The 23523-nt window shown below is 60.3% G+C and carries 26 protein-coding genes; 15 read left to right on the top strand and 11 right to left on the bottom strand.

What is annotated here, in order from left to right; all coding sequences use genetic code 11:
• Nucleotides 1-41: 41 nt before the first annotated feature.
• Nucleotides 42-890, bottom strand: a complete 849-nt coding sequence (gene purU, locus Q0O19_RS02250) for a formyltetrahydrofolate deformylase (protein WP_295519692.1) — start codon at nt 888-890, stop codon at nt 42-44.
• A 188-nt stretch (nt 891-1078) separates the two neighbouring features.
• On the opposite strand from purU, the gene Q0O19_RS02255 reads away from it, so the two are divergent.
• Together Q0O19_RS02255 and Q0O19_RS02260 are read left to right on the top strand one after the other, a co-directional pair.
• Nucleotides 1079-2413, top strand: coding sequence for an aminotransferase class III-fold pyridoxal phosphate-dependent enzyme (locus tag Q0O19_RS02255; protein ID WP_295519694.1), 1335 nt, complete (start codon nt 1079-1081; stop codon nt 2411-2413).
• 59 nt (nt 2414-2472) lie between these two features.
• Complete coding sequence (locus Q0O19_RS02260) at nt 2473-3555, top strand: AbrB family transcriptional regulator (RefSeq protein WP_295519696.1); 1083 nt, start codon at nt 2473-2475, stop codon at nt 3553-3555.
• Nucleotides 3556-3582: 27 nt separating this feature from the next.
• On the opposite strand, the gene Q0O19_RS02265 is transcribed toward Q0O19_RS02260, so the two are convergent.
• The 3 genes from Q0O19_RS02265 to Q0O19_RS02275 are packed head-to-tail and all read right to left on the bottom strand — an operon-like array spanning nt 3583 to nt 5983.
• On the bottom strand, nt 3583-3864 hold the full coding sequence (locus Q0O19_RS02265; protein ID WP_295519698.1) for a DUF3567 domain-containing protein: 282 nt from the start codon (nt 3862-3864) through the stop codon (nt 3583-3585).
• A 53-nt stretch (nt 3865-3917) separates the two neighbouring features.
• A complete protein-coding gene (locus tag Q0O19_RS02270) occupies nt 3918-5147 on the bottom strand; it encodes a DUF3108 domain-containing protein (protein ID WP_295519699.1) in 1230 nt (409 codons plus the stop codon).
• Between the two features lie 8 nt (nt 5148-5155).
• Nucleotides 5156-5983 (bottom strand): IclR family transcriptional regulator, encoded by an 828-nt coding sequence (locus Q0O19_RS02275; RefSeq protein WP_295519700.1) that lies wholly within the window; start codon nt 5981-5983, stop codon nt 5156-5158.
• Nucleotides 5984-6086: 103 nt separating this feature from the next.
• On the opposite strand from Q0O19_RS02275, the gene Q0O19_RS02280 reads away from it, so the two are divergent.
• The 3 genes from Q0O19_RS02280 to mazF all read left to right on the top strand — a co-directional run bounded on the left by Q0O19_RS02280 (nt 6087) and on the right by mazF (nt 7845).
• Nucleotides 6087-7100: a fumarylacetoacetate hydrolase family protein gene (locus tag Q0O19_RS02280; RefSeq protein ID WP_295519702.1), complete on the top strand. Its 1014-nt coding sequence runs from the start codon at nt 6087-6089 to the stop codon at nt 7098-7100.
• 158 nt (nt 7101-7258) lie between these two features.
• Nucleotides 7259-7501: a PbsX family transcriptional regulator gene (locus Q0O19_RS02285; protein WP_295519703.1), complete on the top strand. Its 243-nt coding sequence runs from the start codon at nt 7259-7261 to the stop codon at nt 7499-7501.
• Entirely contained in the window at nt 7501-7845 is a 345-nt protein-coding gene (mazF, locus tag Q0O19_RS02290; protein WP_295519705.1) for an endoribonuclease MazF, read from the top strand. The genes Q0O19_RS02285 and mazF overlap by 1 nt, the downstream gene beginning before the upstream one ends.
• Before the next feature lies 1 nt (nt 7846).
• On the opposite strand, the gene gatB is transcribed toward mazF, so the two are convergent.
• Genes gatB through gatC form a run of 3 tightly spaced genes read right to left on the bottom strand, consistent with a single transcriptional unit; the run spans nt 7847 to nt 11067 of the window.
• Nucleotides 7847-9298 carry an Asp-tRNA(Asn)/Glu-tRNA(Gln) amidotransferase subunit GatB gene (gene gatB / locus Q0O19_RS02295; RefSeq protein WP_295519707.1) on the bottom strand — a complete coding sequence of 484 codons (1452 nt, stop codon included), beginning with the start codon at nt 9296-9298 and terminating at the stop codon, nt 7847-7849.
• Nucleotides 9299-9303: 5 nt separating this feature from the next.
• Nucleotides 9304-10764, bottom strand: coding sequence for an Asp-tRNA(Asn)/Glu-tRNA(Gln) amidotransferase subunit GatA (gene gatA / locus Q0O19_RS02300; RefSeq protein ID WP_295519709.1), 1461 nt, complete (start codon nt 10762-10764; stop codon nt 9304-9306).
• A 3-nt stretch (nt 10765-10767) separates the two neighbouring features.
• On the bottom strand, nt 10768-11067 hold the full coding sequence (gatC, locus tag Q0O19_RS02305; RefSeq protein WP_295519711.1) for an Asp-tRNA(Asn)/Glu-tRNA(Gln) amidotransferase subunit GatC: 300 nt from the start codon (nt 11065-11067) through the stop codon (nt 10768-10770).
• Between the two features lie 211 nt (nt 11068-11278).
• Here gatC and Q0O19_RS02310 point away from each other — a divergent pair, with 211 nt between their 5' ends.
• From Q0O19_RS02310 to mrdA, 4 genes are read left to right on the top strand one after another with little or no spacing between them, the layout of a single operon-like run.
• On the top strand, nt 11279-12322 hold the full coding sequence (locus tag Q0O19_RS02310; protein WP_295519713.1) for a rod shape-determining protein: 1044 nt from the start codon (nt 11279-11281) through the stop codon (nt 12320-12322).
• Between the two features lie 28 nt (nt 12323-12350).
• On the top strand, nt 12351-13283 hold the full coding sequence (mreC, locus tag Q0O19_RS02315; RefSeq protein ID WP_295519715.1) for a rod shape-determining protein MreC: 933 nt from the start codon (nt 12351-12353) through the stop codon (nt 13281-13283).
• Nucleotides 13280-13801 (top strand): rod shape-determining protein MreD, encoded by a 522-nt coding sequence (gene mreD, locus Q0O19_RS02320; protein WP_295519717.1) that lies wholly within the window; start codon nt 13280-13282, stop codon nt 13799-13801. Before mreC ends, mreD begins: the two co-directional genes overlap by 4 nt.
• Before the next feature lie 2 nt (nt 13802-13803).
• Nucleotides 13804-15777, top strand: a complete 1974-nt coding sequence (gene mrdA, locus Q0O19_RS02325) for a penicillin-binding protein 2 (protein ID WP_295519718.1) — start codon at nt 13804-13806, stop codon at nt 15775-15777.
• A 59-nt stretch (nt 15778-15836) separates the two neighbouring features.
• Here mrdA and Q0O19_RS02330 read toward each other — a convergent pair whose 3' ends face one another.
• The 4 genes from Q0O19_RS02330 to Q0O19_RS02345 form a co-directional block, all read right to left on the bottom strand.
• Nucleotides 15837-16250, bottom strand: a complete 414-nt coding sequence (locus Q0O19_RS02330; protein WP_295519720.1) for a VOC family protein — start codon at nt 16248-16250, stop codon at nt 15837-15839.
• An 85-nt stretch (nt 16251-16335) separates the two neighbouring features.
• On the bottom strand, nt 16336-16710 hold the full coding sequence (locus tag Q0O19_RS02335) for a hypothetical protein (protein WP_295519722.1): 375 nt from the start codon (nt 16708-16710) through the stop codon (nt 16336-16338).
• 22 nt (nt 16711-16732) lie between these two features.
• The gene (locus Q0O19_RS02340) at nt 16733-17104 is read right to left on the bottom strand and encodes a TraR/DksA C4-type zinc finger protein (protein WP_295519724.1); all 372 of its coding nucleotides are present in this window, start codon (nt 17102-17104) and stop codon (nt 16733-16735) included.
• A gap of 115 nt (nt 17105-17219) precedes the next feature.
• Nucleotides 17220-17870 carry a glutathione S-transferase gene (locus Q0O19_RS02345; protein WP_295519725.1) on the bottom strand — a complete coding sequence of 217 codons (651 nt, stop codon included), beginning with the start codon at nt 17868-17870 and terminating at the stop codon, nt 17220-17222.
• 54 nt (nt 17871-17924) lie between these two features.
• On the opposite strand from Q0O19_RS02345, the gene Q0O19_RS02350 reads away from it, so the two are divergent.
• The 6 genes from Q0O19_RS02350 (at nt 17925) to Q0O19_RS02375 (ending at nt 23443) form a co-directional block, all read left to right on the top strand.
• On the top strand, nt 17925-18347 hold the full coding sequence (locus Q0O19_RS02350; RefSeq protein WP_295519726.1) for a DUF2946 domain-containing protein: 423 nt from the start codon (nt 17925-17927) through the stop codon (nt 18345-18347).
• Between the two features lie 134 nt (nt 18348-18481).
• Nucleotides 18482-18961: a copper chaperone PCu(A)C gene (locus Q0O19_RS02355; RefSeq protein ID WP_295519727.1), complete on the top strand. Its 480-nt coding sequence runs from the start codon at nt 18482-18484 to the stop codon at nt 18959-18961.
• Between the two features lie 30 nt (nt 18962-18991).
• A complete protein-coding gene (locus Q0O19_RS02360; RefSeq protein ID WP_295519728.1) occupies nt 18992-19366 on the top strand; it encodes a DUF2946 family protein in 375 nt (124 codons plus the stop codon).
• 96 nt (nt 19367-19462) lie between these two features.
• Nucleotides 19463-21592: a TonB-dependent receptor gene (locus tag Q0O19_RS02365; RefSeq protein WP_295519729.1), complete on the top strand. Its 2130-nt coding sequence runs from the start codon at nt 19463-19465 to the stop codon at nt 21590-21592.
• 89 nt (nt 21593-21681) lie between these two features.
• Nucleotides 21682-22923 (top strand): hypothetical protein, encoded by a 1242-nt coding sequence (locus tag Q0O19_RS02370; RefSeq protein ID WP_295519731.1) that lies wholly within the window; start codon nt 21682-21684, stop codon nt 22921-22923.
• Nucleotides 22907-23443, top strand: a complete 537-nt coding sequence (locus Q0O19_RS02375) for a hypothetical protein (protein ID WP_295519733.1) — start codon at nt 22907-22909, stop codon at nt 23441-23443. Before Q0O19_RS02370 ends, Q0O19_RS02375 begins: the two co-directional genes overlap by 17 nt.
• Nucleotides 23444-23523 lie beyond the last annotated feature (80 nt).

Raw genomic sequence — 23523 nt, forward strand, 5'->3', positions numbered from 1 at the left:
TCAGTTGGGGACAGAGCTGAAGATCTGTCCCGCAAAGTCATTCATTTAAAAATCACCGTTTTGTGACCGTTGATCAGCACGCGGTGCTCACTGTGCCACTTGACGGCGCGGGCCAGCACCTGGCTTTCGGTGTCGCGGCCAATGGTGGTCAGGTCTTCCACGGTCTTGCTGTGGTCCACCCGGGCCACATCTTGCTCGATGATTGGGCCTTCATCCAGGTCGGCCGTCACGTAATGGGCGGTGGCACCGATGAGCTTCACGCCCCGGTCATGCGCTTGGTAGTAAGGCTTGGCGCCCTTGAAACTGGGCAAAAAGCTGTGGTGGATGTTGATGGCGCGTCCGGCCAGTTTGCGGCACAGGTCGTCACTCAGAATTTGCATGTAGCGGGCCAGCACCACCAGCTCTGCCCCTTCGGCCTCAATGATCTCGTACTGCTTGGCCTCGGCTTGCGCTTTGTTGTCTTTGTTCACCTGGATGTGGTGAAACGGCACGTTGTAACTGGCCGCCAGTTGGTAGAACTCGCGGTGGTTGCTCACGATGGCGCGGATGTCCAAGTGCAAAAGACCGCTTTTCCAGCGGAACAACAAATCGTTCAGGCAGTGGCCTTCTTTGCTGACCATCAGCACGGTGCGCATGGGCTGGGCGGTGGCGTGCAGGTCCCACTGCATGTCAAAGGTCTGGGCAAATGTGGCCCATTGGGCCTTCAAGCCCTCACCGCCCAACTGATCGCACGCAAACTGCACCCGCATGAAAAACAGGCCGGTGTCGTGGTCGTTGTATTGGGCTGCTTCTTCAATGTTGCCCCCGCGCTCCAGCAAAAAACCGGATACGGCATGCACGATGCCGGTGCGGTCTGGGCAAGAAAGGGTCAGGATGTAGGTCGTGGTCATGGGTACAAGCAGCAGGGCAGAACATCGATGGCGCAATGACGCCCTCTTTTATGAAACAGGGCATCGATGAGAACCGTTCTATTGTAAAGACCACCGAGGCAGTGGCCCGTGGCCTGTCGCCCTTGGGCGGCAGGCCGCTTGTTTGCCCATTAAACTGAGCGTATTCACCGATTTCGAGGAGTTTTGCCGTGGCCCACACCGACTTCAACATGGACAACCAGTGGTTGCCCTTCACCCCCAACCGCACTTTCCGCCAAGACCCGCGCGTGTTCGTGGGGGCCGAGGGCATGCACTTCACCACCCACGACGGCAAAAAAGTGATCGACGGCATCTCCAGCTTGTGGTGCGTGGGCGCAGGCCACAACCGCAAGCCGATCAACGAGGCCATCAAAAAGCAGCTGGACACGCTGGACTACGCCACGGCTTTTCAGGCCAGCAACGACAAGGCCTTCAAGGCCGCCGAGATGATCGCCGCCATGGCGCCGGGCGATTTGAACAAGGTGCTGTTTTGCAACTCCGGCTCGGAAGCGGCCGACACCGCCCTCAAAGTCGCCCTGGCCTACCACCGTGCCCGCGGTGAAGGCCACCGCAACGTGTTCATTGGCCGCGAGAAGGGTTACCACGGTGTGAACTTCGGTGGCATGAGCGTGGGCGGTTTGCCTGCCAACCGCAAGGTCTATGGCGCGCAGTTGCTGCCGCGGGTGGACCACATGCGCTTCATCCATGACCCGGTGAACCACCCCTACATCCACCATGAAGAACCGGTGTGGGCCGAAGACCCGCTGCTGGAGCTGGAAAACCGCATCTTGGTCTTGCACGACCCGAGCAACATTGCCGCCGTGATCGTGGAGCCGATCGCAGGCAGCGCGGGTTGGTACATCCCGCCCCAAGGCTATGTGAAGCGCTTGCGCGAAATTTGCGACAAGCACGGCATCTTGTTGATTTTTGACGAGGTCATCACCGGCTTTGGTCGCTTGGGTGTGAACTTTGGGGCCGACTTTTATGGCGTGGTGCCCGACATGCTGAACTTCGCCAAGGCGGTGACCAACGGTGTGATTCCTCTGGGCGGGGTGATCTGCCGTGACTTCATCTACGACGCGATGATGAATGCCAATTCGCCGCAACACGCCATTGAGTTTTTCCATGGCTACACCTATTCAGGTCACCCGGTGGCCTGTGCAGCAGCGATCGCCACCCTCGATTTGATGAAAGAAGAAAACCTGTTTGCCCGTGCGGGCCAGCAAGGTCGGGTGTTGGGCGATGCAATGCACAGTGCCCTCAAGGGCTTGCCCAACGTGGTCGGTGTCCGCACGCTGGGCCTGGCCGGGGCGGTCGAACTGGCCAGCATGGCCGGATCACCCGGCAAGCGGGCTTATGACATTTTCATGGACTGCTTCCACCACGGCGTCTGGGTGCGTCCGGCTGGGGAAAACATCGTCATTTGCCCGCCCTACATTGTGGAAGACGCGCACATCGACCAGATCGTGCAGACGGTGGCCGACAGCATTCGCCGTCACGCCTGAAGCCCACTGATCTGCTGATTGAACCCCGACCGCCCGCTTGGGCGGTCTTTTTTTGACCCATGAACGTTCCTGAACTGACCCGGGTGGTGCTGACCCTGCTGGCCGCTTGGACAGCCGCCCAGATGTGCCTGTGGTTGCGCACCCCCATTCCTTGGATGCTGGGGCCTTTGCTGGTCACGGCGATGGCGTCTGTGCTGGGCGCACCCACCCGTAGCGCGACCTATCTGCGCAATGGGGGGCAATGGGTGATTGGCGTGGCTTTGGGCTTGTACTTCACGCCGCAGGTCAGCGCCCTGGTGGTCAGCCTGTGGTGGGCGGTGGCCTTGACGGTGGTTTGGGCGCTGGCGCTGGGGGCTGTGTTTGGCTTGTGGTTACAGCGACAACATGCCGCCGATTTTGCGCACCTGCCGCCAAAGGCATGGCGGGCCACCAGTTACTTTGCCAGTGCCATCGGCGGGGCTTCCGAAATGACTTTGCTGGCCGAACGCCATGGTGCCCGCACCGACTTGGTGGCTGCGGCGCACAGCGTGCGCTTGGTGATTGTGGTGCTGTCGGTGCCTTTCGCCATGCAATGGGCGCAAAGCCATTGGGGCTTGCAGGTCGACCCGCTTTTGTTGCCGGGCACGCGGGCCGCGGAGGGCGTCAGTTTGCTGTGGCTGGCGCTGGTGTCGGCGGCGGGCGTGGGGCTCATGGCTTGGTTCAAACGCACCAACCCATGGTTCATGGGCGCTTTGCTGGTGTCCATGGGGCTGGCGCTGGCGGGCATGAGCGGCACCACCTTGCCTACGGCATTGACCAACGCGGCCCAATTGGTGATTGGGGTCAGTTTGGGGGTGCGCTTTCAGCGCGGCTTTATCCATGTGGCGCCCCGTTGGTTGGCGTCTGTGGCCTTGGGCACTTTGGCGATGATGGCTTTGTCGGGTGGTTTTGGCCTGTTTTTGGCTTGGGCCACCGGCTTGCAGCCGGCCACCTTGATTTTGGGTACTTCACCCGGTGGCATCGCCGAGATGGCCATCACTGCCAAAGTTTTGCAACTGGGGGTGCCGGTGGTCACGGCCTTTCAGGTTTGCCGCTTGGTGGCGGTTTTGATTTTGGTGGGGCCACTGTTCAATTGGCTCAACGGTCCCCCCAAAGCCGCCTGAGAGGTGCTGTTCCTTTCGGGCAGCTGATCAGTGCACCACAACCGGCTGTTGGGCCAAGCCGGTATAGCCTTCAAGGGTGTCTTCGACTTCTTCTTGTGTGGGCGTGTGCTGTTGCCAAGCCTGGATCTGTTGCTGAAACATTTCGGCCCAGGAGCCGTCCAGGTACACCTCTTTGCCTGAGCGTTTGTCCACGATTTCAAAACCGTGGCGTTCCAGGAGGGGCTTGCTGCTGACAGGGGCCGGTTCGGCAGGCGCGTTGGCCAACACATGCATCACGGCGAAAGTATCTGATTCGTACAGCAGGTTCATAGTTTCATTCTCGCTCAACTTGGGTGCAATGCCTTGGATTTTTTCGATGAGCTTCAAGATATTGGGGTTTTTGCTGCGGGAAGCGCATTGATGGGCAAGCTTGGCAAGGGCTCCTGCCCCACAAGCGTCATGTCGATGAAATCGCCATTGACTTGGGTGATGCGGATGCGCACAGGCATCCAGCCGTATTTCTCGGCCATCCAAAACTCGACTTTGGCGTCAAACCGGTTGCGGGGTTGGCACACCCATTTGGCGGTGAGCAAAGTTTGAGCGTCCAATTTCAGGGTTTCGGCGGCTTCCATGGTCAACAACCAAGGCAAGGCATCGCGGATGGTGGCGGTTTGAATTTGCAGGCGCGTGCCGGGCTGGAAGCGCTGGGGCTCGCCCGCCATGGCGGCGGCCAGTTGCACATACAGGCTGACTTGGTCCTGGGCGCCCGGCTCCAAAACGGCGACGGGCGCGTTGCTGCTGAACACCACCCGGTTGTTGTCGCGGTCAAAGTGTGTGGCACGCTCGTTGCGCCAGCTGTCTGAAAAACGTGTGGGGGCCAGACCCGTGGCGTTCACTTGGCCCACACTGCGCCAGTGGCGTGTGCCCAGCAAAAAAGCCCGAACCGACAAACTCGTGGCGTAAGCCGTGTCGTTGAATTGCCAGCGCAACTCACCGGTGGCGTGGTAAGTGAGCCCTTTGGACGCCCCTGTCAGGCGGTAGTTCAACAGGCTGGAAGGGGGCAAGGCCCCCAAGGGAATCAGGGGCATGTCGGCCGTGGCCACTTGTGTCTGTGCGTCGCTGGCATTTGTAAATGGTGAGGCTGGGTTCTGCGGCTGGGGCGGGGTGATCTCGGCCGACGCGGGCAAGGGGGCCGCTTGGCTGGGCTCAGTGGTGAGCGGTGGCAAGTCTGGCGCGTTCGATGCCGTGACCTGTGCCGTGGAGGGGTCGATCTGGGCGGGCGCTTCGGTCAACGTTTCAGGAATCGGCTCAGGGGCCGATGCAGCTTGGGGCGCGGGGGGCGATGCTTCTGTGGCGATGCGGGTTTGGGGGGGGGCCATTTTGAGGGGGGTGGGCGCAGGCACTGCCGCCGCAGGCGGTGGCACCCAACGCGTTTGCAGAGGGCCGGTTCGCACCTCGTTGTTGGTGGGCAAGCGCAGATCCAGTGTGCCCGACAGGCTCAGCAGCGCCAGGCCATGCGCCACCAGCACGCTCAGCACCAGCACGGCCAAAGTGCGGCGAGAAGGCGGCCCCGACAAGGTGGCCTTGTTGTGGGCTGCCGGTGAAGCACGCATAGGGGGCATCAGCCCAGCCAGCCCAGGTCGGCCGACAGACGTTGGGCAAATTGGCGCAGTTGCTGTGCAATCGGGCCGTCCCATGCGGTGTCAAGTGTGGCGGACGAACCCAGCGACACGACGCCCAGGACCAAGTGCCCATCGGCATCAAAAACCGGAGCACACCAGCCTGAGATGCCAGGCAACAGCACATTGACCACGCGACCCAAGCCTTGCTGCCGGGTTTCCTGCACCATGGCGTGCAGTTGGTCAGTTGTGCTGGGCAAGTCGCTGCGGCCCAGTTTGCGGGCCAAGGCCAATTCTTCTTCAATCATGGGGGCGGCTTTGTCGGCCCCGCCACCCTGGTGGTTGAAGGCCACAAAGCAGCGCCCGGTGGCCGAAGACAAGAGGGGCATGACATCGCCCAAGCGCAGACTGACCGGAGCGGCCAGTGGGGTTTCTTGCCAATGCACCAAGGTCGGTCCTCGGTTGCCCCAAACGGCCAAGGCCGTGGTGTGGCCGGTCGCCTCAATCAAAGCGGGCAAACGCGCCCGGGCCAGCTTGACCGCGTCCAAGCGGGACAAACTGGCCAAGCCCAGGCGCAAAGTGGCGGGCCCCAGCTCGTAGCGGGTGGTGCTGCTGTCTTGCACCACCAAGCCCAAGCGCTGAAAGCTCACCAGATAGCGGTGGGCTTTGGCCGCGCTCATGTGGGCAGCGGCGGCCAAATCCCGCAGCATCAAGGGGTCAGGCGCTTGCGCCAGCACCTCCAGCAAGGCAAAACCCACCTCGACCGATTGGATGCCTGCGCGTTCCTTGTCATTGTCTTGGGCTTGCGAAGCGGTGCTGTCTGTGTCCATGTCGCCTCAAATCCGGTTTCGTTTAGTTAAACGGGTTTAACAATGCGTAACTCCACGGTGGTGCACACTGTAGCCCATTGCGACCCGAACGGACACATTCCTCATGAAATTGGCGACCTACAAAGACGGCTCACGCGACGGACAACTGGTGGTGGTCTCACGCGACCTGAGCACAGCCCATTATGCGACCGGCATGGCTGGCCAATTGCAGCGGGTGCTCGACGATTGGAACTTTCTGGCCCCACAGCTGGAAGACCTGTTCACCACTTTGAACCAGGGCAAGGCGCGCCACGCCTTTCCGTTTGACCCGGCGCAATGCATGGCCCCGCTGCCCCGCGCCTACCAATGGGCAGATGGCTCGGCTTACCTCAACCATGTGGAGTTGGTGCGCGCGGCACGCCAGTCCGAAGTGCCCAGCAGCTTCTACACCGACCCCCTGATGTACCAAGGCGGCAGCGATGATTTTCTGGGCCCTTGCGACCCGGTGGTCTGCGCGAGCGAGGCTTTTGGCATCGACTTTGAAGCCGAGATCGCCGTGATCACAGGCGACGTGCCCATGCAAACCAGCGCTGACGAAGCCATCGAGGCCGTGCGCCTGATCATGCTGGCCAACGACGTGAGCCTGCGCCATCTGATCCCCAACGAACTCGCCAAAGGGTTTGGCTTTTTGCAGAGCAAACCCGCCACCGCCTTCAGCCCTGTGGCCGTGACACCCGATGAGTTGGGCGACGCCTGGCAGGGCGGCCGCGTGCACCTGACGCTGCAGTCCATCTGGAACGGCCGCAAAGTCGGGATGTGCGAGGCCGGGCCCGAGATGACCTTCCACTTCGGCCAGCTGATCGCCCACATCTGCAAAACCCGCAACGTGCGCGCAGGCTCCATCGTGGGCAGTGGCACCGTGAGCAACAAGAGCGTGGACGTGAACGGCAAGCCAGAGTGGCCCAAAGGCTACAGCTGCATTGCCGAAAAACGCGCCATCGAAACCATCTTGGACGGTCAGCCCAGCACCGGGTTCATGAAGTTCGGCGACACCATCCGCATCGAAATGAAGGGCCCAAACGGCGAGAGCTTGTTTGGGGCGATCGAGCAGGACATCGTGCCTTTGAATCAGGAGTGACTTGGTCGTGATGCGGTGTGAAGCGCAAAAATGCCATTCACGCTTCACGTTTGAAGCGTGAATTTGACGAGAGCCTTTTCATGAAGGCTTGCACGCTTTGGGAAGACATTGAAAATTTCACGAATGTATCTACAATGTAGACACAAAAGGAGATTGTCATGGAAGCCGTTATCCGTAAATGGGGCAACAGCCCAGCCCTGCGTCTGCCCAGTGCCGTGATGAAGTCTGCCGCCTTTGATTTGGAGCAGCACGTCATCGTCACCGCCACCAAAGGCCGAATCGTCATTGAGCCAGTCAGTCAGCCCGAATACAAACTGGAAGACTTGTTGGCGGCCATGACCGACAACAACGCGCACGATGCGGTGGACTTTGGCGGGCCAATGGGTCAGGAATCGCTCTGATGGCGACGAAAGCCTATGTGCCTGATGCTGGCGACATTGTTTGGCTGGAGTTTGACCCGCAAGCAGGCCATGAGCAGGCCGGTCATCGGCCGGCTTTGGTGCTCAGCCCTTCGGCTTACAACACCAAAAAAGGGTTGATGCTTTGCTGCCCCTTGTCCAAACAAGTCAAAGGCTATCCCTTTGAAGTCAAGATTCAAATCAGCGCAAAACCGGGTGTGGTTCTGTCTGACCAGGTCAAATCATTGGACTGGCGTGTGCGCAAAGCAAAGAAGAAGGGCGCGGTGCCTCAAGAGGTGTTGCAGGAAGTCAGAGCCAAGATCAAGGCACTGCTTCAGATTCGCTAACTCAGCCCAGTTTTTTCATCAACAAGGCATTGACCTGCCCCGGATTGGCCTTGCCCTTGCTGGCTTTCATGATCGGGCCGACCAGGCCATTCAGCGCCTTGGCATTGCCGGCCTTGAACTCTTCGACGTTCTTGGGGTGGGCGGCCAGCACCTCCTCGATGATTTTCTCCAGCTCACCAGTGTCGTTCATCTGTTTGAGGCCTTTGGCTTCGATGATGGCGTCGACTTCACCTTCTTGGTTCCACAGACCTTCAAACACCTGACGCGCCGCGTTGTTGCTGATGGTGTTGTCGCTGATGCGGCCGATCAGGGTGGCCAGTTGCGCGGCGCTCACTGGCGTTTGCTCGATGGCCATTTCGCTGGCGTTCAGCCGGCGTGAGACTTCGCCCATGATCCAGTTGCTGGCCAGTTTGGGCTGGCCACAGGCTTGGGCGGTGGCTTCAAAGTAGGTGGCAACGGCTTTGCTTTGGGTCAACTGGGTGGCGTCGTACTCGGGCAGGGCGTAGTCCTTGACGAAGCGTTCGGCCATCACGCGGGGCAGCTCGGCCATTTCGCTCTTCACGCGCTCCACCCAGTCGCGGCCAATCACCAGAGGCGGCAGGTCCGGGTCGGGGAAGTAGCGGTAGTCGGCGGCGTCTTCCTTGGTGCGCATGGCGCGGGTCTCGCCCGTGTCGGGGTCGAACAGCACGGTGGCTTGCTGGATGGTGTGACCGTCTTCGATCTGGTCGATTTGCCAGCGCACTTCGTAGTCGATGGCTTGCTGCATGAACTTGAAGCTGTTCAGGTTCTTGATCTCGCGGCGTGTGCCCAGCGCGCCACCGGGTTTGCGCACCGAGACGTTGGCATCACACCGGAAGCTGCCTTCTTGCATGTTGCCGTCGCAAATGCCGATCCAGGTCACGATTTTATGCAGTTCCTTGGCGTAGGCCACGGCCTCTTCGCTGCTGCGCATGTCGGGCTGCGTCACGATTTCCAAAAGCGGTGTGCCAGCGCGGTTCAAGTCGATGCCCGACTGACCAATGAAATCCTCGTGCAGCGATTTGCCCGCATCTTCTTCCAGGTGGGCGCGCTCCAGGCGCACGGTTTTGCGCACCGTCTCTTGGCCCACCTCCAAAAAGAACGACACCTCACCGCCTTGCACCACCGGGATCTCGAACTGGCTGATCTGGTAGCCCTTGGGCAGGTCGGGGTAGAAGTAGTTTTTGCGCGCAAAGATGCTGCGTTCGGCGATGTGCGCGTTGACGCCTAAGCCAAACTCGATGGCCCGTTCGACCGCGCCGATGTTCATCACGGGCAGCGTGCCGGGCAGGGCCATATCCACCGCGCAGGCTTGCGTGTTGGGCTCGGCCCCAAACGCCACAGAGGCGCGGCTGAAAATCTTGCTCTTCGTTGAGAGTTGGGCGTGTGTTTCGAAGCCGATCACGACTTCGTAGCCTTGGACAAGTTTGCTCATGGTGTTCAGACTCCTGCCGGTTTTTGCAGGTGGTAATCGGTGGCTTGTTGCAGTCGGTGAGCGGCGTTCAGCAACTGGGCCTCCTGGAAGTAGTTGCCGATCAGCTGCAGGCCCACGGGCATGCCATGGGCGCCAAAGCCGGCGGGCACGCTCATGCCGGGCAGGCCGGCCAGCGAGGCCGGCAAGGTGAAGATGTCGGCCAGATAGTCGGCCACCGGGTCGCCCGCGTTCTCGCCAAACTTCCAAGCCACCGAGGGGGCCACGGGCCCGGCGATCACGTCGCATTCCTTGAACGCGTTCTGGAAGTCGTCTGCGATCATCCGGCGGATTTTTTGCGCTTGCAGGTAATAAGCGTCGTAGTAGCCATGGCTCAACACATAAGCGCCGGTCATGATGCGGCGTTTGACTTCGCTGCCAAAGCCTTCTGCGCGGGTTTTTTTGTACATGTCCACCAGGTCTTTGTAGTCCTTGGCGCGGTGGCCGAACTTCACGCCGTCGAAGCGGCTCAGGTTGGAGCTGGCTTCGGCCGGGGCGATGATGTAGTAAACCGGGATGGACAACTCGGTGCGCGGCAGGCTGATGGGCACCAGTTTGGCGCCCAGCTTTTCGTATTCGCGCAAAGCGTCATCCACAGCGGCTCGCACATCGGGAGCCAGGCCTTCGCCAAAGAACTCTTTTGGAATGCCAATGCGCAAGACATTTAGCGAGTTGTTCAGAGATGCCGTGAAGTCTTCGCTGGGCATGTCCAACGAGGTGGCGTCACGGTCCAGGTCGGCGCCGCACATGGCGCTGAGCAAGATCGCACAGTCCTCGGCGCTGCGGGCCATGGGGCCGGCCTGGTCCAGGCTGGAGGCGTAGGCAATCATGCCGTAGCGCGATGCCCGGCCATAGGTGGGTTTGATGCCGGTGATGCCGCAAAAGCTGGCGGGCTGACGGATCGAGCCGCCCGTGTCGGTGCCTGTGGCGGCGGGGGCCAAACCAGCGGCCACAGCCGCTGCGCTGCCGCCAGACGAGCCGCCCGGCACACGGTCTGTGTCCCAAGGGTTTTGCACCGGGCCATAGGCCGAGTTTTCGTTGGCCGAGCCCATGGCGAACTCGTCGCAGTTGAGCTTGCCCAAAGTGACCATGCCTGCTGTGCGCAGGCGCTGCACCACGGTGGCGTCAAACGGTGAGCGGTAGCCGCTCAGGATCTTGGAGCCTGCGGTGGTGGCGAAGTCGCGGGTGACGAACACGTCTTTGTGCGCCACAGGCACGCCCTCAAGCGGGCCTGCACTGCCGTTTGCCAGCTTGGCGTCCGAGGCGCGGGCTTGGGCCAGCGTGACTTCGCTGTCGATGTCCAAAAACGCGTTGTGCGGGTTGCCGCCCATGCGGGCCAAAAAGCGCGTGGCGACTTCAACGGCGCTGACTTCCTTGGTCTGCAAAAGGGTGGCCAGCGCTTTCACGCTGAGGGTGTGCAATTCACGCATGGCTTACTCGATGACTTTGGGAACCAAAAACAGACCGCGCTCAACGGCGGGGGCGCTGCGCTGGTTCAAATCTCGTTGGTTGGGCTCACTGGCCACATCGGGGCGCAGGCGCAGCGTGATGTCCTGGATGGCGGCCACGGGGTGGGCCATGGGCACGATGCCGGTGGTGTCCACCGCCTGCATGGCTTGAACCATGCCAAAAAAACCATTGATCTGGGTGAGCATGCGCGCGCTTTCTTCGGCTTGAAGTTCCAGCCGGGAAAGGTTGGCAATGCGTTCAATATCCTGCGGGGTCAGGGACATGGTTTGAAAAGAGTTGTAAGGGGCCGTGTTTTACAGCGTCAACGGCCTCAAGAGGAGCCTGTTTTGCCGGGGGATCGGGTATTATCCAGTGTTTGATGCCGCCCGCTCTGCTGTCTTTGAGCCCGCCCTGACAACACCCCTGATTTGATCGCCGCGCCCTCCCCAAATCGCCAACCGCAGGCCTTGGGATGGCGCGACAAAGGACCCCTGAATGTTTTCCTCTTTTCGTCGATATTTCTCCAGCGACCTGGCCATTGACCTGGGCACGGCCAACACCTTGATTTTTGTGCGCGACAAGGGCATCGTGCTGGACGAGCCTTCGGTGGTGGCCATTCGCCACGAAGGTGGCCCCCAGGGCAAAAAGACCTTGCAGGCCGTGGGCCACGAAGCCAAGGCCATGTTGGGCAAAGTGCCCGGCAACATCGAAGCGATCCGCCCGATGAAAGACGGCGTGATCGCCGACTTCACCGTGACCGAGCAGATGCTCAAGCAGTTCATCCGCATGGTGCACCCCCGCAGCACCTTCCGCCCCAGCCCCCGCATCATCATTTGTGTGCCTTGCGGCTCTACCCAGGTCGAGCGCCGCGCCATCCGTGAATCGGCCTTGGGCGCAGGCGCCTCCGAGGTGTATTTGATTGAAGAGCCCATGGCCGCTGCCATTGGCGCAGGCTTGCCGGTGTCGGCCGCTTCGGGCTCCATGGTGGTCGATATCGGTGGCGGCACGACCGAAGTCGGCGTGATTTCGCTCGGCGGCATGGTCTACAAAGGCAGTGTGCGCGTGGGCGGTGACAAGTTCGACGAAGCCATCATCAGCTACATCCGTCGCAACTACGGCATGTTGATTGGCGAACCCACCGCTGAATCGATCAAGAAAAACATCGGCTCGGCCTTCCCCGGCAGCGAAGTCAAGGAAATGGAAGTCAAGGGCCGCAACTTGTCGGAAGGCGTGCCCCGCAGCTTCACCATCAGCTCCAACGAAATCCTCGAGGCCTTGACCGATCCGCTCAATCAGATCGTTTCGGCCGTCAAAACCGCGCTGGAACACACCCCGCCAGAGCTGGGTGCCGACATTGCCGAGCGAGGCATGATGCTCACGGGTGGCGGCGCTTTGCTGCGCGATCTGGACCGTCTGTTGGCCGAAGAAACCGGCCTGCCAGTGCTGGTTGCCGAAGACCCGCTGACCTGCGTGGCCCGCGGTTGCGGCATGGCCTTGGAGCGCATGGACCAGCTGGGCAGCATTTTCACCAGCGAATAAGCCCGGTTGCATCCGGCGCACTCTCTTCATGGCTCTGGATACCCTGGAACGCAGTGCCCCGCCGATTTTTCGGCAGGGCTTGTCAGCGTCTGCCAAGCTGGTGTTGCTTTCCTTGCTGTCCATTTTGCTGATGGCCTCTGACCACCGTTTCCAGATTTCTCAACCGTTGCGGTCGGGCATTGCCGTGGTGCTCTCGCCCTTGCAATGGTTGTCACTTCAGCCTGGGCGCGCTTTCAGTGGCTTGGGTTCGTATTTCAGCGATCTGGGAAAAGCCCAAGACGCTGCCCAAAATTTTCAGACCCGCACCATGGCCCAAGCCCAAAGGCTGCAGCAGGTGGAGCAACTGGCGCAGGAAAACGCCCAATTGCGAGAACTGCTTGATTTGCGTGCGCAGTTCGCTGGCCCGACCAAGGCGGTCGAAGTTTTGTACGACACCGCCGACCCTTACACCGACCGCTTGGTGGTGGACCGTGGCTTGGTGGCGGGCCTGGTGCAAGGGGCCGCCGTGATCGATGTGGGCGGCGTCGTTGGGCAAGTGACGCGGGTCTATCCTTTGGTCAGTGAGGTCACCTTGCTGACCGACCGCAGCCAGAGCATTCCCGTGTTGAACGCCCGAACGGGCACCCGCCATGTGGCGATTGGCGACCCCAACACCCAAGGCGGTGCCCTGGAGTTGAAATTTGTGCCCTCGGGCACCGACATCAAACCCGGCGATTTGCTCACCACCAGTGGCATCGACGGGGTTTACCCCCCTGGCTTGCATGTGGGCTTGGTGAGCCACATCGACCGCCGGGTCGATTCCTCTTTTGCGCGGGTGTATGCCACCCCGACCGCCAAGCCCCGTGGCCGACATTTGCTGGTGCTGATGCCGGTCAAGGACTGGCCAACGGTCCCGGTGGCCCCGCCCGAACCAAAGCTCAAAGGCAAAGGCCGAACCACGGCGGCAGGAGTCTCGCCATGATCATGCCTGCAGGCCGTCCGCTCTTGCTGCCGGCCAACCCCCGGTTCATCGCGTTCACAGTGGTTTTGGGCTTGCTGCTGAACATGTTGCTGGGCCTGACGGGGTGGCACTTTTTGCCCGATGTGCTGGCCATCGTGGTGGTGTTTTGGAATGTGTATCAGCCGCGCCGTGTGGGCTTGGTTTTGGCCTTTTTGCTGGGGTTGGCGCTGGACGTGCACGAATCGGCCTTGCTTGGGCAAAACGCTTTGTCTTACGTGGTGCTCAGCAGCATCGCCTTGGCGGTTCAGCGGCGTTTGCTGTGGTTTCCGCTGCGCGAGCAAGCCCTGCAGATCGTGCCTTTGTTTGTGGTAGCGGCTTTGGTGGAATGGGTCACGCGTTTGATCGTGCAGGACGCATGGCCGCATTGGAGCCAGTTGTTTGCACCCTTTATGCAAGCGGCTTTGTGGCCCTTGGTGGGGGCTTTGTTGCTCGCACCTCAGCGGCGGGCTTTTGACCCTGACAACATCCGGCCCCTTTGAACATGTCGCTGTGGCTGCCTTCCCTTGCCGAGTTGCGCGACAGCCAGGCCGAGCTGCACCGGTTTCGTGGGCGGGTGGCCGTCATGCAAATCGTGGTGCTGGTGTGTTTTTTGTTGTTGGTGGCGCGCCTGTCGTATTTGCAGATCGTGCGACACGACGACTTGCTGGAGCAAGCGGAAAACAACCGCACGGCGGTGATCCCTACCGTGCCGCCTCGCGGCAACATCCTGGACCGCAATGGGGTGGTGTTGGCCAGCAATTACTCGGCCTACACGCTGGAAATCACGCCCTCTCGCGTCACCGACCTGGAAGCCACCATTGACGCTTTGGCCGAGGTGGTGGAGATCCAGGGCAAAGACCGCCGCCGCTTCAAGCGCTTGCGCGAGGATTCGCGCAGTTTCGATTCCTTGCCCATCCGCACCCGCTTGAGCGACGAAGAGGTGGCCAAGTTCAGTGCCCAGCGTTACCGGTTCCCGGGCGTTGAAATCAAGGCCCGGCTGTTCCGGCAATACCCTTACGGCGAACTGGCCAGCCATGTGGTGGGCTACATCGGCCGCATCAACGTCAAAGAAAAAGAGCGGATCGAAGAAGAAGACGATGCGGGCAACTACCGGGGCACCGAATACATTGGCAAGCTGGGGGTGGAGCAGCGTTACGAGCGTGAATTGCACGGCATCACCGGGGTGAACCGGGTGGAGACCTCGGCGGGCGGGCGGGCCACGCGCAGCCTGTCCAGCGACTTGGCTACACCGGGGCAAAACGTGGTGCTGTCCATCGACATCCAGTTGCAAAAAATGGTGGAAGAGATGTTTGGCTCTCGCCGTGGCGCGCTGGTCGCCTTGGACCCGAGCACCGGGGAGGTGCTGGCTTTTGTCAGCAAACCCACTTTTGACCCCAACTTGTTCGTGGACGGCATCGACGTCGAGAACTGGCAAATGCTCAACGAGTCGATCGACAAGCCCTTGCTCAACCGGGCTTTGCGGGGCACCTACCCGCCGGGCTCGACCTACAAGCCTTTCATGGCCATGGCGGCTTTGTCGACGGGCAAGCGCAGTGCCAGCACCATCATCAATGACGCGGGTTCATGGACTTACGGCGGTCACACCTTTCGCAGCCATGGCGACGGTGGCCTGGGCCCTGTGGACATGGTTCGATCCATCGTGTTGTCGAGCAATGTGTATTACTACTCGCTGGCCAACGACATGGGGGTGGACGCGATCCATGACTTCATGAAGCCGCTCGGTTTTGGCCAGATGACGGGCATTGATTTGCCTGGCGAAGTGCGCGGCATCTTGCCCAGCACCGAATGGAAGCGCAACTATTACAAAAAGCCCGAGCAAAAGAAATGGTACGGCGGTGAGACCATTTCTTTGGGCATTGGCCAGGGTTACAACACTTTCACCATGCTCCAGTTGGCCTCGGCCACGGCCACGCTGGCCAATGGGGGGGTACAGTTCAAACCCCGCGTGGTGTTGGCCACGCAAGACGCCTTGACCCATGCGCAAACCCAAGTGAACGCCGCAGAACCTGTGGACCTGGGCTTCAAGCCCGAGCATCTGGAGGTGGTCCGCAACGGCTTGGTGGGCGTGGTCACCTCTGGCACTTCGGCCCGTGTCTTTGCAGGCGCTGGCTACACCAGCGCCGGGAAAACCGGCACAGCCCAAGCCGTGACCATTGGGCAAAAGGACAAGTACAACGCCGCCAATTTGTCGGAGTACCAGCGTGACCATGCCTTGTACATGGCGTATGCCCCGGCAGACAAACCCAAAATCGCGGTGGCCGTGGTGGTGGAAAACGCGGGTTTTGGTGCGGCTTCAGCCGCCCCCATCGCACGGCGGGTGTTTGACTACTGGTTGCTGGGGCAATACCCGAGCGAAGAAGACATGGCCGCTACCCAAAAAGGCCAGACCGCCAGCCCGATTGGCAAGCCACGCACCAAACAAGAGGTGCCGATAGAAGCGCGAAAACCCAATTGAAAGCACACGCTCAGCAGGCAGCAGGAGGGCGGCTTGAGAACAGGTGAGCGTCGTACCCGTCAGCTCGCGTAAACCGTGCTCAAGTCAGCAAAGCCTTTGACTTCAATCGGGTTGCCAAACGGGTCCATGAAGAACATGGTCCACTGCTCGCCCGGTTGACCTGCAAAGCGCAGGTGAGGTGAGACGACAAATGGCATATTGGCCGATTGCAGACGGTCGGCCAAGGCTTGCCAATCGCTCTTTTGCATGACCAGGCCGAAGTGCGGCATCGGCACCAGGTGGTCACCCACATGGCCCGTCAGGGTTGTTTTGAACGGCTCGCCCAAATGCAAAGAGATCTGGTGCGAGAAAAAGTCAAAGTCCACCCAAGTGTCGGTGGATCGGCCTTCCTGGCAACCAAGGACGCCGCCGTAAAAGCGACGGGCTTCGTTCAGGTCGGTGACATGAAAAGCGAAATGAAAAAGGCTGTGCATGTCACAAAGCATATCAGCCTGTGCACCGCTGGAGTGGTCGCAAGAGCCCGAACGCAACCCGCACGAACGCCAAGGTAGGCGGCGTTCAAGTCAGTGAAGGGTCTGTGGCCATGGTGTCAAACCTCTTGAAGTATTGCTTGGCCATGGCCACCAGTTGTGCGTCAGACGGGTGATCGCTGGTGATGCTGTCGACAACGGCCTTGGCAATGCCTTGTTGGTGGCTTGTGCACCAGTCTCGGAACGCATGGCGTGCTAAGCCCGGACCCGTCAGCAACACTTCTCGCGTCCCGGTTAAAGCCGCGGCCACATCGGCATAAAAGGCAGCGGTGTCACTGGCCTTGCCTTGGTGTTTGTGAAGGCTGCGCGATCGGATGCGCTGGGCTTCAACGTGTTCACGGTCGAACATGACGACATGGGCCTCTTGGTGGTCCATCCAGACCACGGCGTGAAAAGTGCTCATCAACAATCCTGGAGTGAAAAAATCAGCGGCGCTGTTCGGCCAGGGTCTGGCAATCGATGCAGCGTTTGGCAGTGGGGTAAGCGATCAGGCGTGCAGGCGGGATGGGGGCGTCGCAGTCGGTGCACTTGCCATAGTGGCCTGATTGAATGCGCTCCAATGCGGCTTCGATGTCACCCAGCTGCGCCGTTTCGTGTTCGTTCATGGCAAACTCGTCGTTGCGCTCGGAAAGGGCTTGTGCCCGATCATCCAAACTGCGCACATCGTGCTCGGCGGCCATGTCTGCGCGCGAGACCTTACCGCCGCGCTCTTGGGCGATGCGCTGCAAAAGATGAGCACGCTCATGCAAGAGGCGCTCGCGGTAAAGAGAGGGTGTGGGGGCGTGGGATGAAGTCATGGCCCCATCCTAGGCGTCGTGGGCGATGTGGTGTTGATGTAGGTCAACACCACCCGCCGCATGGCCGCAACCACAGGCGGGCGACGGTGCGGCTCAAGTGCTCAAGCGCACAGATTCAGGTTTTGGCTTTCATGCGCGACATCATCAATTCCATGTTGGCTTTGCGGTCGGCATTGATCTTTTGCATGTGCGGACGCTCACCCATCATCTTGAGGTAATCGCGGGCGGGCAGATCGGCCAAAAAGTCTTTGCCGTAAATGACTTTGGTCGCGCCGGAGATCAAAGGCAGGTGGGTCACTGCCGCACAGTCGGCCAGCGTCAGGCTGTCGCCCGCCACAAAGGGCGAAAACTTGACCAGCTTGGCAAACGCGGCGACGTTCTTTTCGAGTTGTGCGCCGACTTTCTCTTTTACTGAATCGCTCACCTTGCCGCCGAAAAACGCTTCGGGGTACAGGTTGCGCGCGACCAATTCCAGGTGCAGGTCCAAAAACAGCGCCAATTCACGCACTTTGGCTGCGGCAAACGGGTTGGCGGGCAGCAAGGGGTTTTGTGGGTACTTTTGCTCGACGTACTCCAGCATCACGGCCGATTCGCACATGACACCATCGGGTGTCTTGAGGTAAGGGACTTTGCCCAAGGGGCTGGCGGCGGCATCGGTCGCACCCACCCAGGCCAGCTCCTCTTCAAAAGGCACGCCTTTTTCAAGCAGGGCCAGTTTGACTTTGTTGTGGTAATTGCTGGCTGCAAAGCCGCAGAGTGTGAGCATGGGGTGTCTCCAAGGGTGTTGGTCGTGGCGAAAGCTTAGCAACAGGCGGTGCGGATGGGGGTCACCCAGATGACGGTGGCCGGGTCATGGGATAATTTGGTCATGTCCAGCCTGCAAACCCTGCGCAATGCGCACCTCATCACCCGCTTCGTGCTGGTGTGGTTTGTTTTGTTCATCGGGGTGGCGGTGGCCTCGCCTTGGGTCAAACCTGAAGCCGTGCAGCTGGTTTGCAGCGCCATGGGCGGCGTGAAACTGGTGCAAGCGGACGCTGCAGGTTCTGATGTGGTCGGTGTGGCACATACCGCGCTGGACTGCCCCGCCTGCCTGCCCCTGATCGCGTCCCCTGTGGCCGACAGGTTGGCACCTTTGCCAGCGGGCAGCTTGTCTCATGTTTTGCAGCCCTTGCCAGCCGCTCGGCTGGCCAGTTTGCTGGGTCAGCCCTGGCAGGCCCGCGCACCCCCCATCTTTTTCGCCTGAAACACCGCTCCCTGAAACGCTGGGGGCCTGAGTCGTTTTCGGCGTCTCCTGTGCCTTTGTGCCCCGCTTGATGGGGTTTGCCGTACGCACGGTCTGTGCCCATTCATTTGTTCGATAACCACCAGGAGTGATCCATGTCCCGTCCCGCTTTGTCTGTGTCAGCCCTTGTTTTGGCCATGACCGTGTCCTTGGCTGCCCAAGCTCAGGTCACTGTGAAAGACGCCTGGGTGCGGGCCACCGTGCCCCAGCAAAAGGCCACCGGGGCCTTCATGCAGCTGCAGTCGGCGCAAGACGCCAAGCTGCTGTCGGCCCAATCGCCCGTGGCGGGTGTGGTCGAGGTGCACGAAATGGCCATGGACGGCGGCGTCATGAAAATGCGCGCGGTGCCCAGCTTGGCTTTGCCCGCAGGCAAAGCAGTGGACCTCAAGCCCGGCGGTTACCACGTCATGTTGATGGACCTGAAAGGCCAAGTCAAGGACGGTGACACCGTGCCGGTGACCTTGGTCGTGGAAGGCAAAGACGGCAAGCGCCAATCGGTCGAACTGAAAGTGCCCGCCCGCACCGCCGCTGCACCGGCCATGAACCATGGCGCAGGCCAGATGCACAAACACTGATCGGTCTGAACGCTGACCACAGATCTGCCCATGCAAACGAATTCGACCACCACCACGACACAGTTGCGCCGCTTGGCCCGCTTTGTGCTGGTCTGGTACGTGTTGTTTGTGGGGGTGTCGGTTTTGGCGGCCACGCTGCAGCCTAAAACCATGGACGTGGTGTGCTCCAGCATGGGCCTTATGAAAGTGGTGGTGCAAGGCAAGGGCGGTGACGCTCAGGTCCGAAGCAGCATGGACTGCCCGCTGTGCGCACATGCCACGCCCGCTCTGCCGCCGCCCACGGTGGCCGCTCTGGCCCTTGTGCCCGATGCCCGTTCGCACATCGTGCAGCGTCTGCCCGAGGCCGTGCTGATCGCACGCACGGCCCCGCCTTTGCCCTCTCGCGGGCCGCCTGTTTCGAATTGATCCTTGTTGAACCGGACTGAACACCGCCAGGTGTTCGGCGCTTCTTGTCACTGTGGCCCTGTGTGCTGGCGGTGATTGATCGATTTGAAACTTGCCATGAAAAATACCCTCTCTCTTTCTCCTTTGTCTTTGGCCGTGTTCGGCCTGTTCGCCAGCCTGAGTGGCCACGCTGTAGCCCAAACTTCAACGGCGCTGGACACCATCGTGGTATCGGGTTCGCGCTCGGCAACCAAACTGTCCGAAACCCCTGTGTCGATTGGCTCGGTCAGTCGCGCCCAGTGGGACGCCGACAAGCCCAAATCGGTGGGTGAGATCATCAACCGCATTCCCGGTGTGCATTGGAACGATCTGGGCAACGAGCAGCACAGCATGGCCATTCGCCAGCCCATCAGCACCAACGCGGTGTACCAGTATCTGGAAGACGGCATCCCGATTCGTCCCCTCGGTGTGTTCAACCACAACGCGCTGAACGAAAACAACATGAACGGCTCGGGCGGTGTCGAGGTGGTCAAGGGCGCTGCATCTTCCCTGTACGGCAGCAACGCTGTGGGCGGGGCGGTCAACTTTTTGACGCAACGCGCTTCCCGCATGCCCACCGGCTATGTGGGCATTCGACACGACAACACCGATGGGTTCACCCGCGTGGACTCTGGCGCGAGCAACACCTGGGGCGATCTGGGCTTGCGTTTCTCGCACTACAGCTCGCAGCGTGACACCCACAACTGGCAGCAGTACAGTGGGGGCAAAAAGGACTCGTTCACCCTGCGTGGCGACTACAACCTGAACGACAAATCCTGGTTGCGTGCATCGCTGGTGCACACCAACCTGGACTCGGACACACCCGGCAGCTTGTTTGAAAACGACTTCCGTACCAACCCGGGCAAAAGCATCAACACCTTCACCTGGCGCAAAGACAAAACCACCCGCGCCAACTTGGCGTGGGAAGGCGAAACCACCCAAGGCGGCTTGACCACGGTGACGCTGTTCGCGCGCAACAACGACCATGGCCAGTTGCCTAACTACACCATCTCGGGGTGCTCGGGCGCAAGCTGCAAAGGCACCTTGAACAACAACCATGTGGAGTCGTTGGGCGTGGATGTGAAGCACGAGCAAAAGTTCGATTGGCTGCGTGCCCGCCTGGTCACAGGCGTCTACATTGACCGCAGCCAGAACGACTATGTGTCGGACAACTTGGCCGTGGTGCGCGATCTGCCCACCGGCCGTTACATGAGCTACACCTTGAACAGCGTGGCCAACCCCAGTGGTGTGCGCAACTACGGCGCGGGCATTGCCAACGATGCTGCTTTTGCACAATTGGAATTCAGCCCGAGCGAGCAAATCCGTGTGGTGGCAGGTGGCCGTTATGACAGCATTCGCTACGACTTCAAGAACAACTTGACACCCGGTGCCAACTACGGCGCTGCCAACGAGGTGCGCAGTTTTGCCAAGTTCAGCCCCAAGTTGGGCGCGACCTACGCGATCAGCCCCAGCAGCAGCCTTTACAGCAACTTGAGCATGGGCTTCACACCACCCGAAGTCAGCCAGCTTTACGGCAAGACGGCCATTCCAGAATTGAACTCGGCCACCTATGACAACGTCGAAGTGGGCTGGCGCGCCTTGTTGGCCTCTGGCATCCGTTTGGACTCTGCGCTGTACCAACTCAGCGGCAAAGACACCATCGTGTCTTACACCTCGGACATTGGAAACAGCTTCAACAAGAACGCAGGCAACACGCGCAGCCGGGGCTTGGAGTTGAGCCTGAATCAAGATCTGCGTGAATGGGACTGGCGCGTCGGTGCGACCTGGGCCGAACACACCTTTGTGTCTTACCGTGTGAGCGACAAAGTGGGTGCGATCGAAGACTATTCGGGCAAAGACATGCCGCAGGCCCCCAACCACACCATCACGGCCCAAGTCGGTTGGAAATTCACACCGGTATCGCGCGTGGCCTTGGGACTGGTCAAGCAAGGCAGCTACTGGATGAACAACGCCAATACAGTGCGTTACGCGGGCCACACGCTACTCAACCTGACGGCCACCCACAAGTTGGGCGATGGCTGGGAGGTTTGGGGCCAAGTGCGCAACCTGACCGACAAGCTGTATTCGGACAACGCGTCCAGCAACTACAAAAGCGGCGCTTACACACCCAACACACAAAACACCTACGCCGCAGGTGCGCCACGCAGCGTCATGTTGGGCCTGACCAAATCTTTTGGTCAACGTTGACGTGAAGTCTGGCTGGCGATGATTTGTTAAAAAGTAACCATGAATTCGCCAGCCTTTAATTCAATCTCCCGAATTTGTGAGAAAAGCCCATGAAAATATTGAACCGTTGGTGTGCCGTGTGGGGCCTGGTAATGGCTGGGTTGTTTATGCTGCCGCAGGCTGGGGCGCAAGTTGCTGCCAAGGATGCCAGCCAACTTGCTGCGACTTCACAGCATCGCCATCAACGCCCGCAACTGGCCATAGGCGCAGCCATTGCACCCGATGGCCATTTGTGGGTGGTGGGTTTGAATGCGCTAGCGCAACTGTTTGTGCAAAGCACGCCTTTGGGCGGCGCTCTGCAGTGGAGCGAAGCACGCATCTTGAACACCGGAGCCGACCCGATTGCGGCCGATGGCGAGAGCCGCCCAAAAATAGTGTTTGGCCCCCAAGGCTGGGCGGTGATCAGTTACACCATGCCATTGGCCAAACCCTACACGGGCTTCATTCGCATGCTGCGCAGCAGCGATGGCGGGCAAACATTCAGTGCGCCTTTCACCGTGCACCAGGATCGGCAAGAAATCACCCACCGTTTTGATTCGGTGGCCTTTGACGCGCAAGGTGTTTTGCACACACTGTGGGTGGACAAGCGCGATCAGCCCCCCAAGGGCTCGGCACAAAAATATGCGGGTGCCGCGATTTACCGCAACGAGTCCAAGGACGGCGGTATGACCTTTGGCCCCGACACCAAGCTGGCCGATCATTCGTGCGAGTGCTGCCGCATCGGCTTGGCACGCAATCCGCAAGGGCAGTTGCAAGCCACTTGGCGGCATGTGTTCGACAGCAGCACGCGAGACCATGCTTTTGCCAGCGTAGGTGCCCCAGCTAATCGCATCACCCGCAGCACGCACGACGACTGGCAGATCAATGCTTGCCCGCACCATGGACCTGGATTGGCGCTCAATGCAGGCGGCCATCCAACGGGTTACCACACGGTCTGGTTTGGCATCCGCAAAGTGAATGGTCAAGACCAAGCCGCTGTGCGCTATGCCCGCCTCAATACGCAAGGTGAGCCGCTGACCGAGACTGTGCGGGTATTGCCCGATGCGCGTGCCGAGCATGCCGATGTGCTGGCCGATGGCCCCAACGTCGCCTTGGTCTGGCGCAGCAGCGAAGGCGCGCAGACCACACTCAAGGCCTGGCTGTCGACCGATGGCGGGCAAAAGTTCACCCTCAAAACCCTGGGCCAAACCACGGGTTACAACGACCACCCCCGTCTGGCCCAAAGCGGTGACAAGATGGTGGTCATTTGGCGCACCCACCAGGAGATCCAGGTTCATGACATCGTTTTTTAAACCCGCAGTGGCCCTTTTGGTGCTGGGATTCGCATGTGCCTCCCAGGCGCTGGCCCAGGCATCGAATCCTGCATCGTCACACGCCCACCACGGTGCCCCACACAATGCTGGCGCGCTCAAGGGCAGTGTGTTGCCTTTTGACGAAAAAATCTGGGTGCAGTTGCTCACGCAAGGCCCGCGTCCTGCGGCCTATTTGTTCACCACCTCGTATTGCAGCACCTGCCCCGCTGCTTTTGCGGTGTTGCATGACGCGGTCAAAAAACGGGCGACCCAACCCCCCTTGAACGCGGTCATGATGGACGTCTTGGGCCCGCAGGCGCTGCGTCACGCCAAGCACTTCAAAGGCATGACGCAGATGTACGCCTTTGATGGTTTTGAGCCCGCGATCCGCCAAGCCGTCGACCCCAATTGGCCCAATGTCACGCCTTACGTGGTCTTGGTCGACCGCAAGGGGCAGGCACAACGGGTCATTGGCCCCCCCCCACCGGAGATGCTCCGGCGCTGGTTGGCTGCCCACTGAAAGCTGAACCTTGTGGGCTTGATAGATGTTTTTTGCATTAGAAAATAGAAAAACAGTTGTTTGAGTTTTAAAGAGTGGCT

The sequence above is a fragment of the Limnohabitans sp. Rim8 genome (genome assembly GCF_945869175.1).
In the GTDB taxonomy this organism is placed as follows: Bacteria; Pseudomonadota; Gammaproteobacteria; order Burkholderiales; family Burkholderiaceae_C; genus Limnohabitans_A.

Coding starts and splice junctions, on each gene's coding strand:
- purU (WP_295519692.1), bottom strand. CDS start 890: ATGACCACGACCTACATCCTGACCCTTTCTTGCCCAGACCGCACCGGC.
- Q0O19_RS02260 (WP_295519696.1), top strand. CDS start 2,473: ATGAACGTTCCTGAACTGACCCGGGTGGTGCTGACCCTGCTGGCCGCT.
- Q0O19_RS02265 (WP_295519698.1), bottom strand. CDS start 3,864: ATGAACCTGCTGTACGAATCAGATACTTTCGCCGTGATGCATGTGTTG.
- Q0O19_RS02270 (WP_295519699.1), bottom strand. CDS start 5,147: ATGCGTGCTTCACCGGCAGCCCACAACAAGGCCACCTTGTCGGGGCCG.
- Q0O19_RS02275 (WP_295519700.1), bottom strand. CDS start 5,983: ATGGACACAGACAGCACCGCTTCGCAAGCCCAAGACAATGACAAGGAA.
- Q0O19_RS02280 (WP_295519702.1), top strand. CDS start 6,087: ATGAAATTGGCGACCTACAAAGACGGCTCACGCGACGGACAACTGGTG.
- Q0O19_RS02285 (WP_295519703.1), top strand. CDS start 7,259: ATGGAAGCCGTTATCCGTAAATGGGGCAACAGCCCAGCCCTGCGTCTG.
- mazF (WP_295519705.1), top strand. CDS start 7,501: ATGGCGACGAAAGCCTATGTGCCTGATGCTGGCGACATTGTTTGGCTG.
- gatB (WP_295519707.1), bottom strand. CDS start 9,298: ATGAGCAAACTTGTCCAAGGCTACGAAGTCGTGATCGGCTTCGAAACA.
- gatA (WP_295519709.1), bottom strand. CDS start 10,764: ATGCGTGAATTGCACACCCTCAGCGTGAAAGCGCTGGCCACCCTTTTG.
- gatC (WP_295519711.1), bottom strand. CDS start 11,067: ATGTCCCTGACCCCGCAGGATATTGAACGCATTGCCAACCTTTCCCGG.
- Q0O19_RS02310 (WP_295519713.1), top strand. CDS start 11,279: ATGTTTTCCTCTTTTCGTCGATATTTCTCCAGCGACCTGGCCATTGAC.
- mreC (WP_295519715.1), top strand. CDS start 12,351: ATGGCTCTGGATACCCTGGAACGCAGTGCCCCGCCGATTTTTCGGCAG.
- mreD (WP_295519717.1), top strand. CDS start 13,280: ATGATCATGCCTGCAGGCCGTCCGCTCTTGCTGCCGGCCAACCCCCGG.
- mrdA (WP_295519718.1), top strand. CDS start 13,804: ATGTCGCTGTGGCTGCCTTCCCTTGCCGAGTTGCGCGACAGCCAGGCC.
- Q0O19_RS02330 (WP_295519720.1), bottom strand. CDS start 16,250: ATGCACAGCCTTTTTCATTTCGCTTTTCATGTCACCGACCTGAACGAA.
- Q0O19_RS02335 (WP_295519722.1), bottom strand. CDS start 16,710: ATGAGCACTTTTCACGCCGTGGTCTGGATGGACCACCAAGAGGCCCAT.
- Q0O19_RS02340 (WP_295519724.1), bottom strand. CDS start 17,104: ATGACTTCATCCCACGCCCCCACACCCTCTCTTTACCGCGAGCGCCTC.
- Q0O19_RS02345 (WP_295519725.1), bottom strand. CDS start 17,870: ATGCTCACACTCTGCGGCTTTGCAGCCAGCAATTACCACAACAAAGTC.
- Q0O19_RS02350 (WP_295519726.1), top strand. CDS start 17,925: ATGGGGGTCACCCAGATGACGGTGGCCGGGTCATGGGATAATTTGGTC.
- Q0O19_RS02355 (WP_295519727.1), top strand. CDS start 18,482: ATGTCCCGTCCCGCTTTGTCTGTGTCAGCCCTTGTTTTGGCCATGACC.
- Q0O19_RS02360 (WP_295519728.1), top strand. CDS start 18,992: ATGCAAACGAATTCGACCACCACCACGACACAGTTGCGCCGCTTGGCC.
- Q0O19_RS02365 (WP_295519729.1), top strand. CDS start 19,463: ATGAAAAATACCCTCTCTCTTTCTCCTTTGTCTTTGGCCGTGTTCGGC.
- Q0O19_RS02370 (WP_295519731.1), top strand. CDS start 21,682: ATGAAAATATTGAACCGTTGGTGTGCCGTGTGGGGCCTGGTAATGGCT.
- Q0O19_RS02375 (WP_295519733.1), top strand. CDS start 22,907: ATGACATCGTTTTTTAAACCCGCAGTGGCCCTTTTGGTGCTGGGATTC.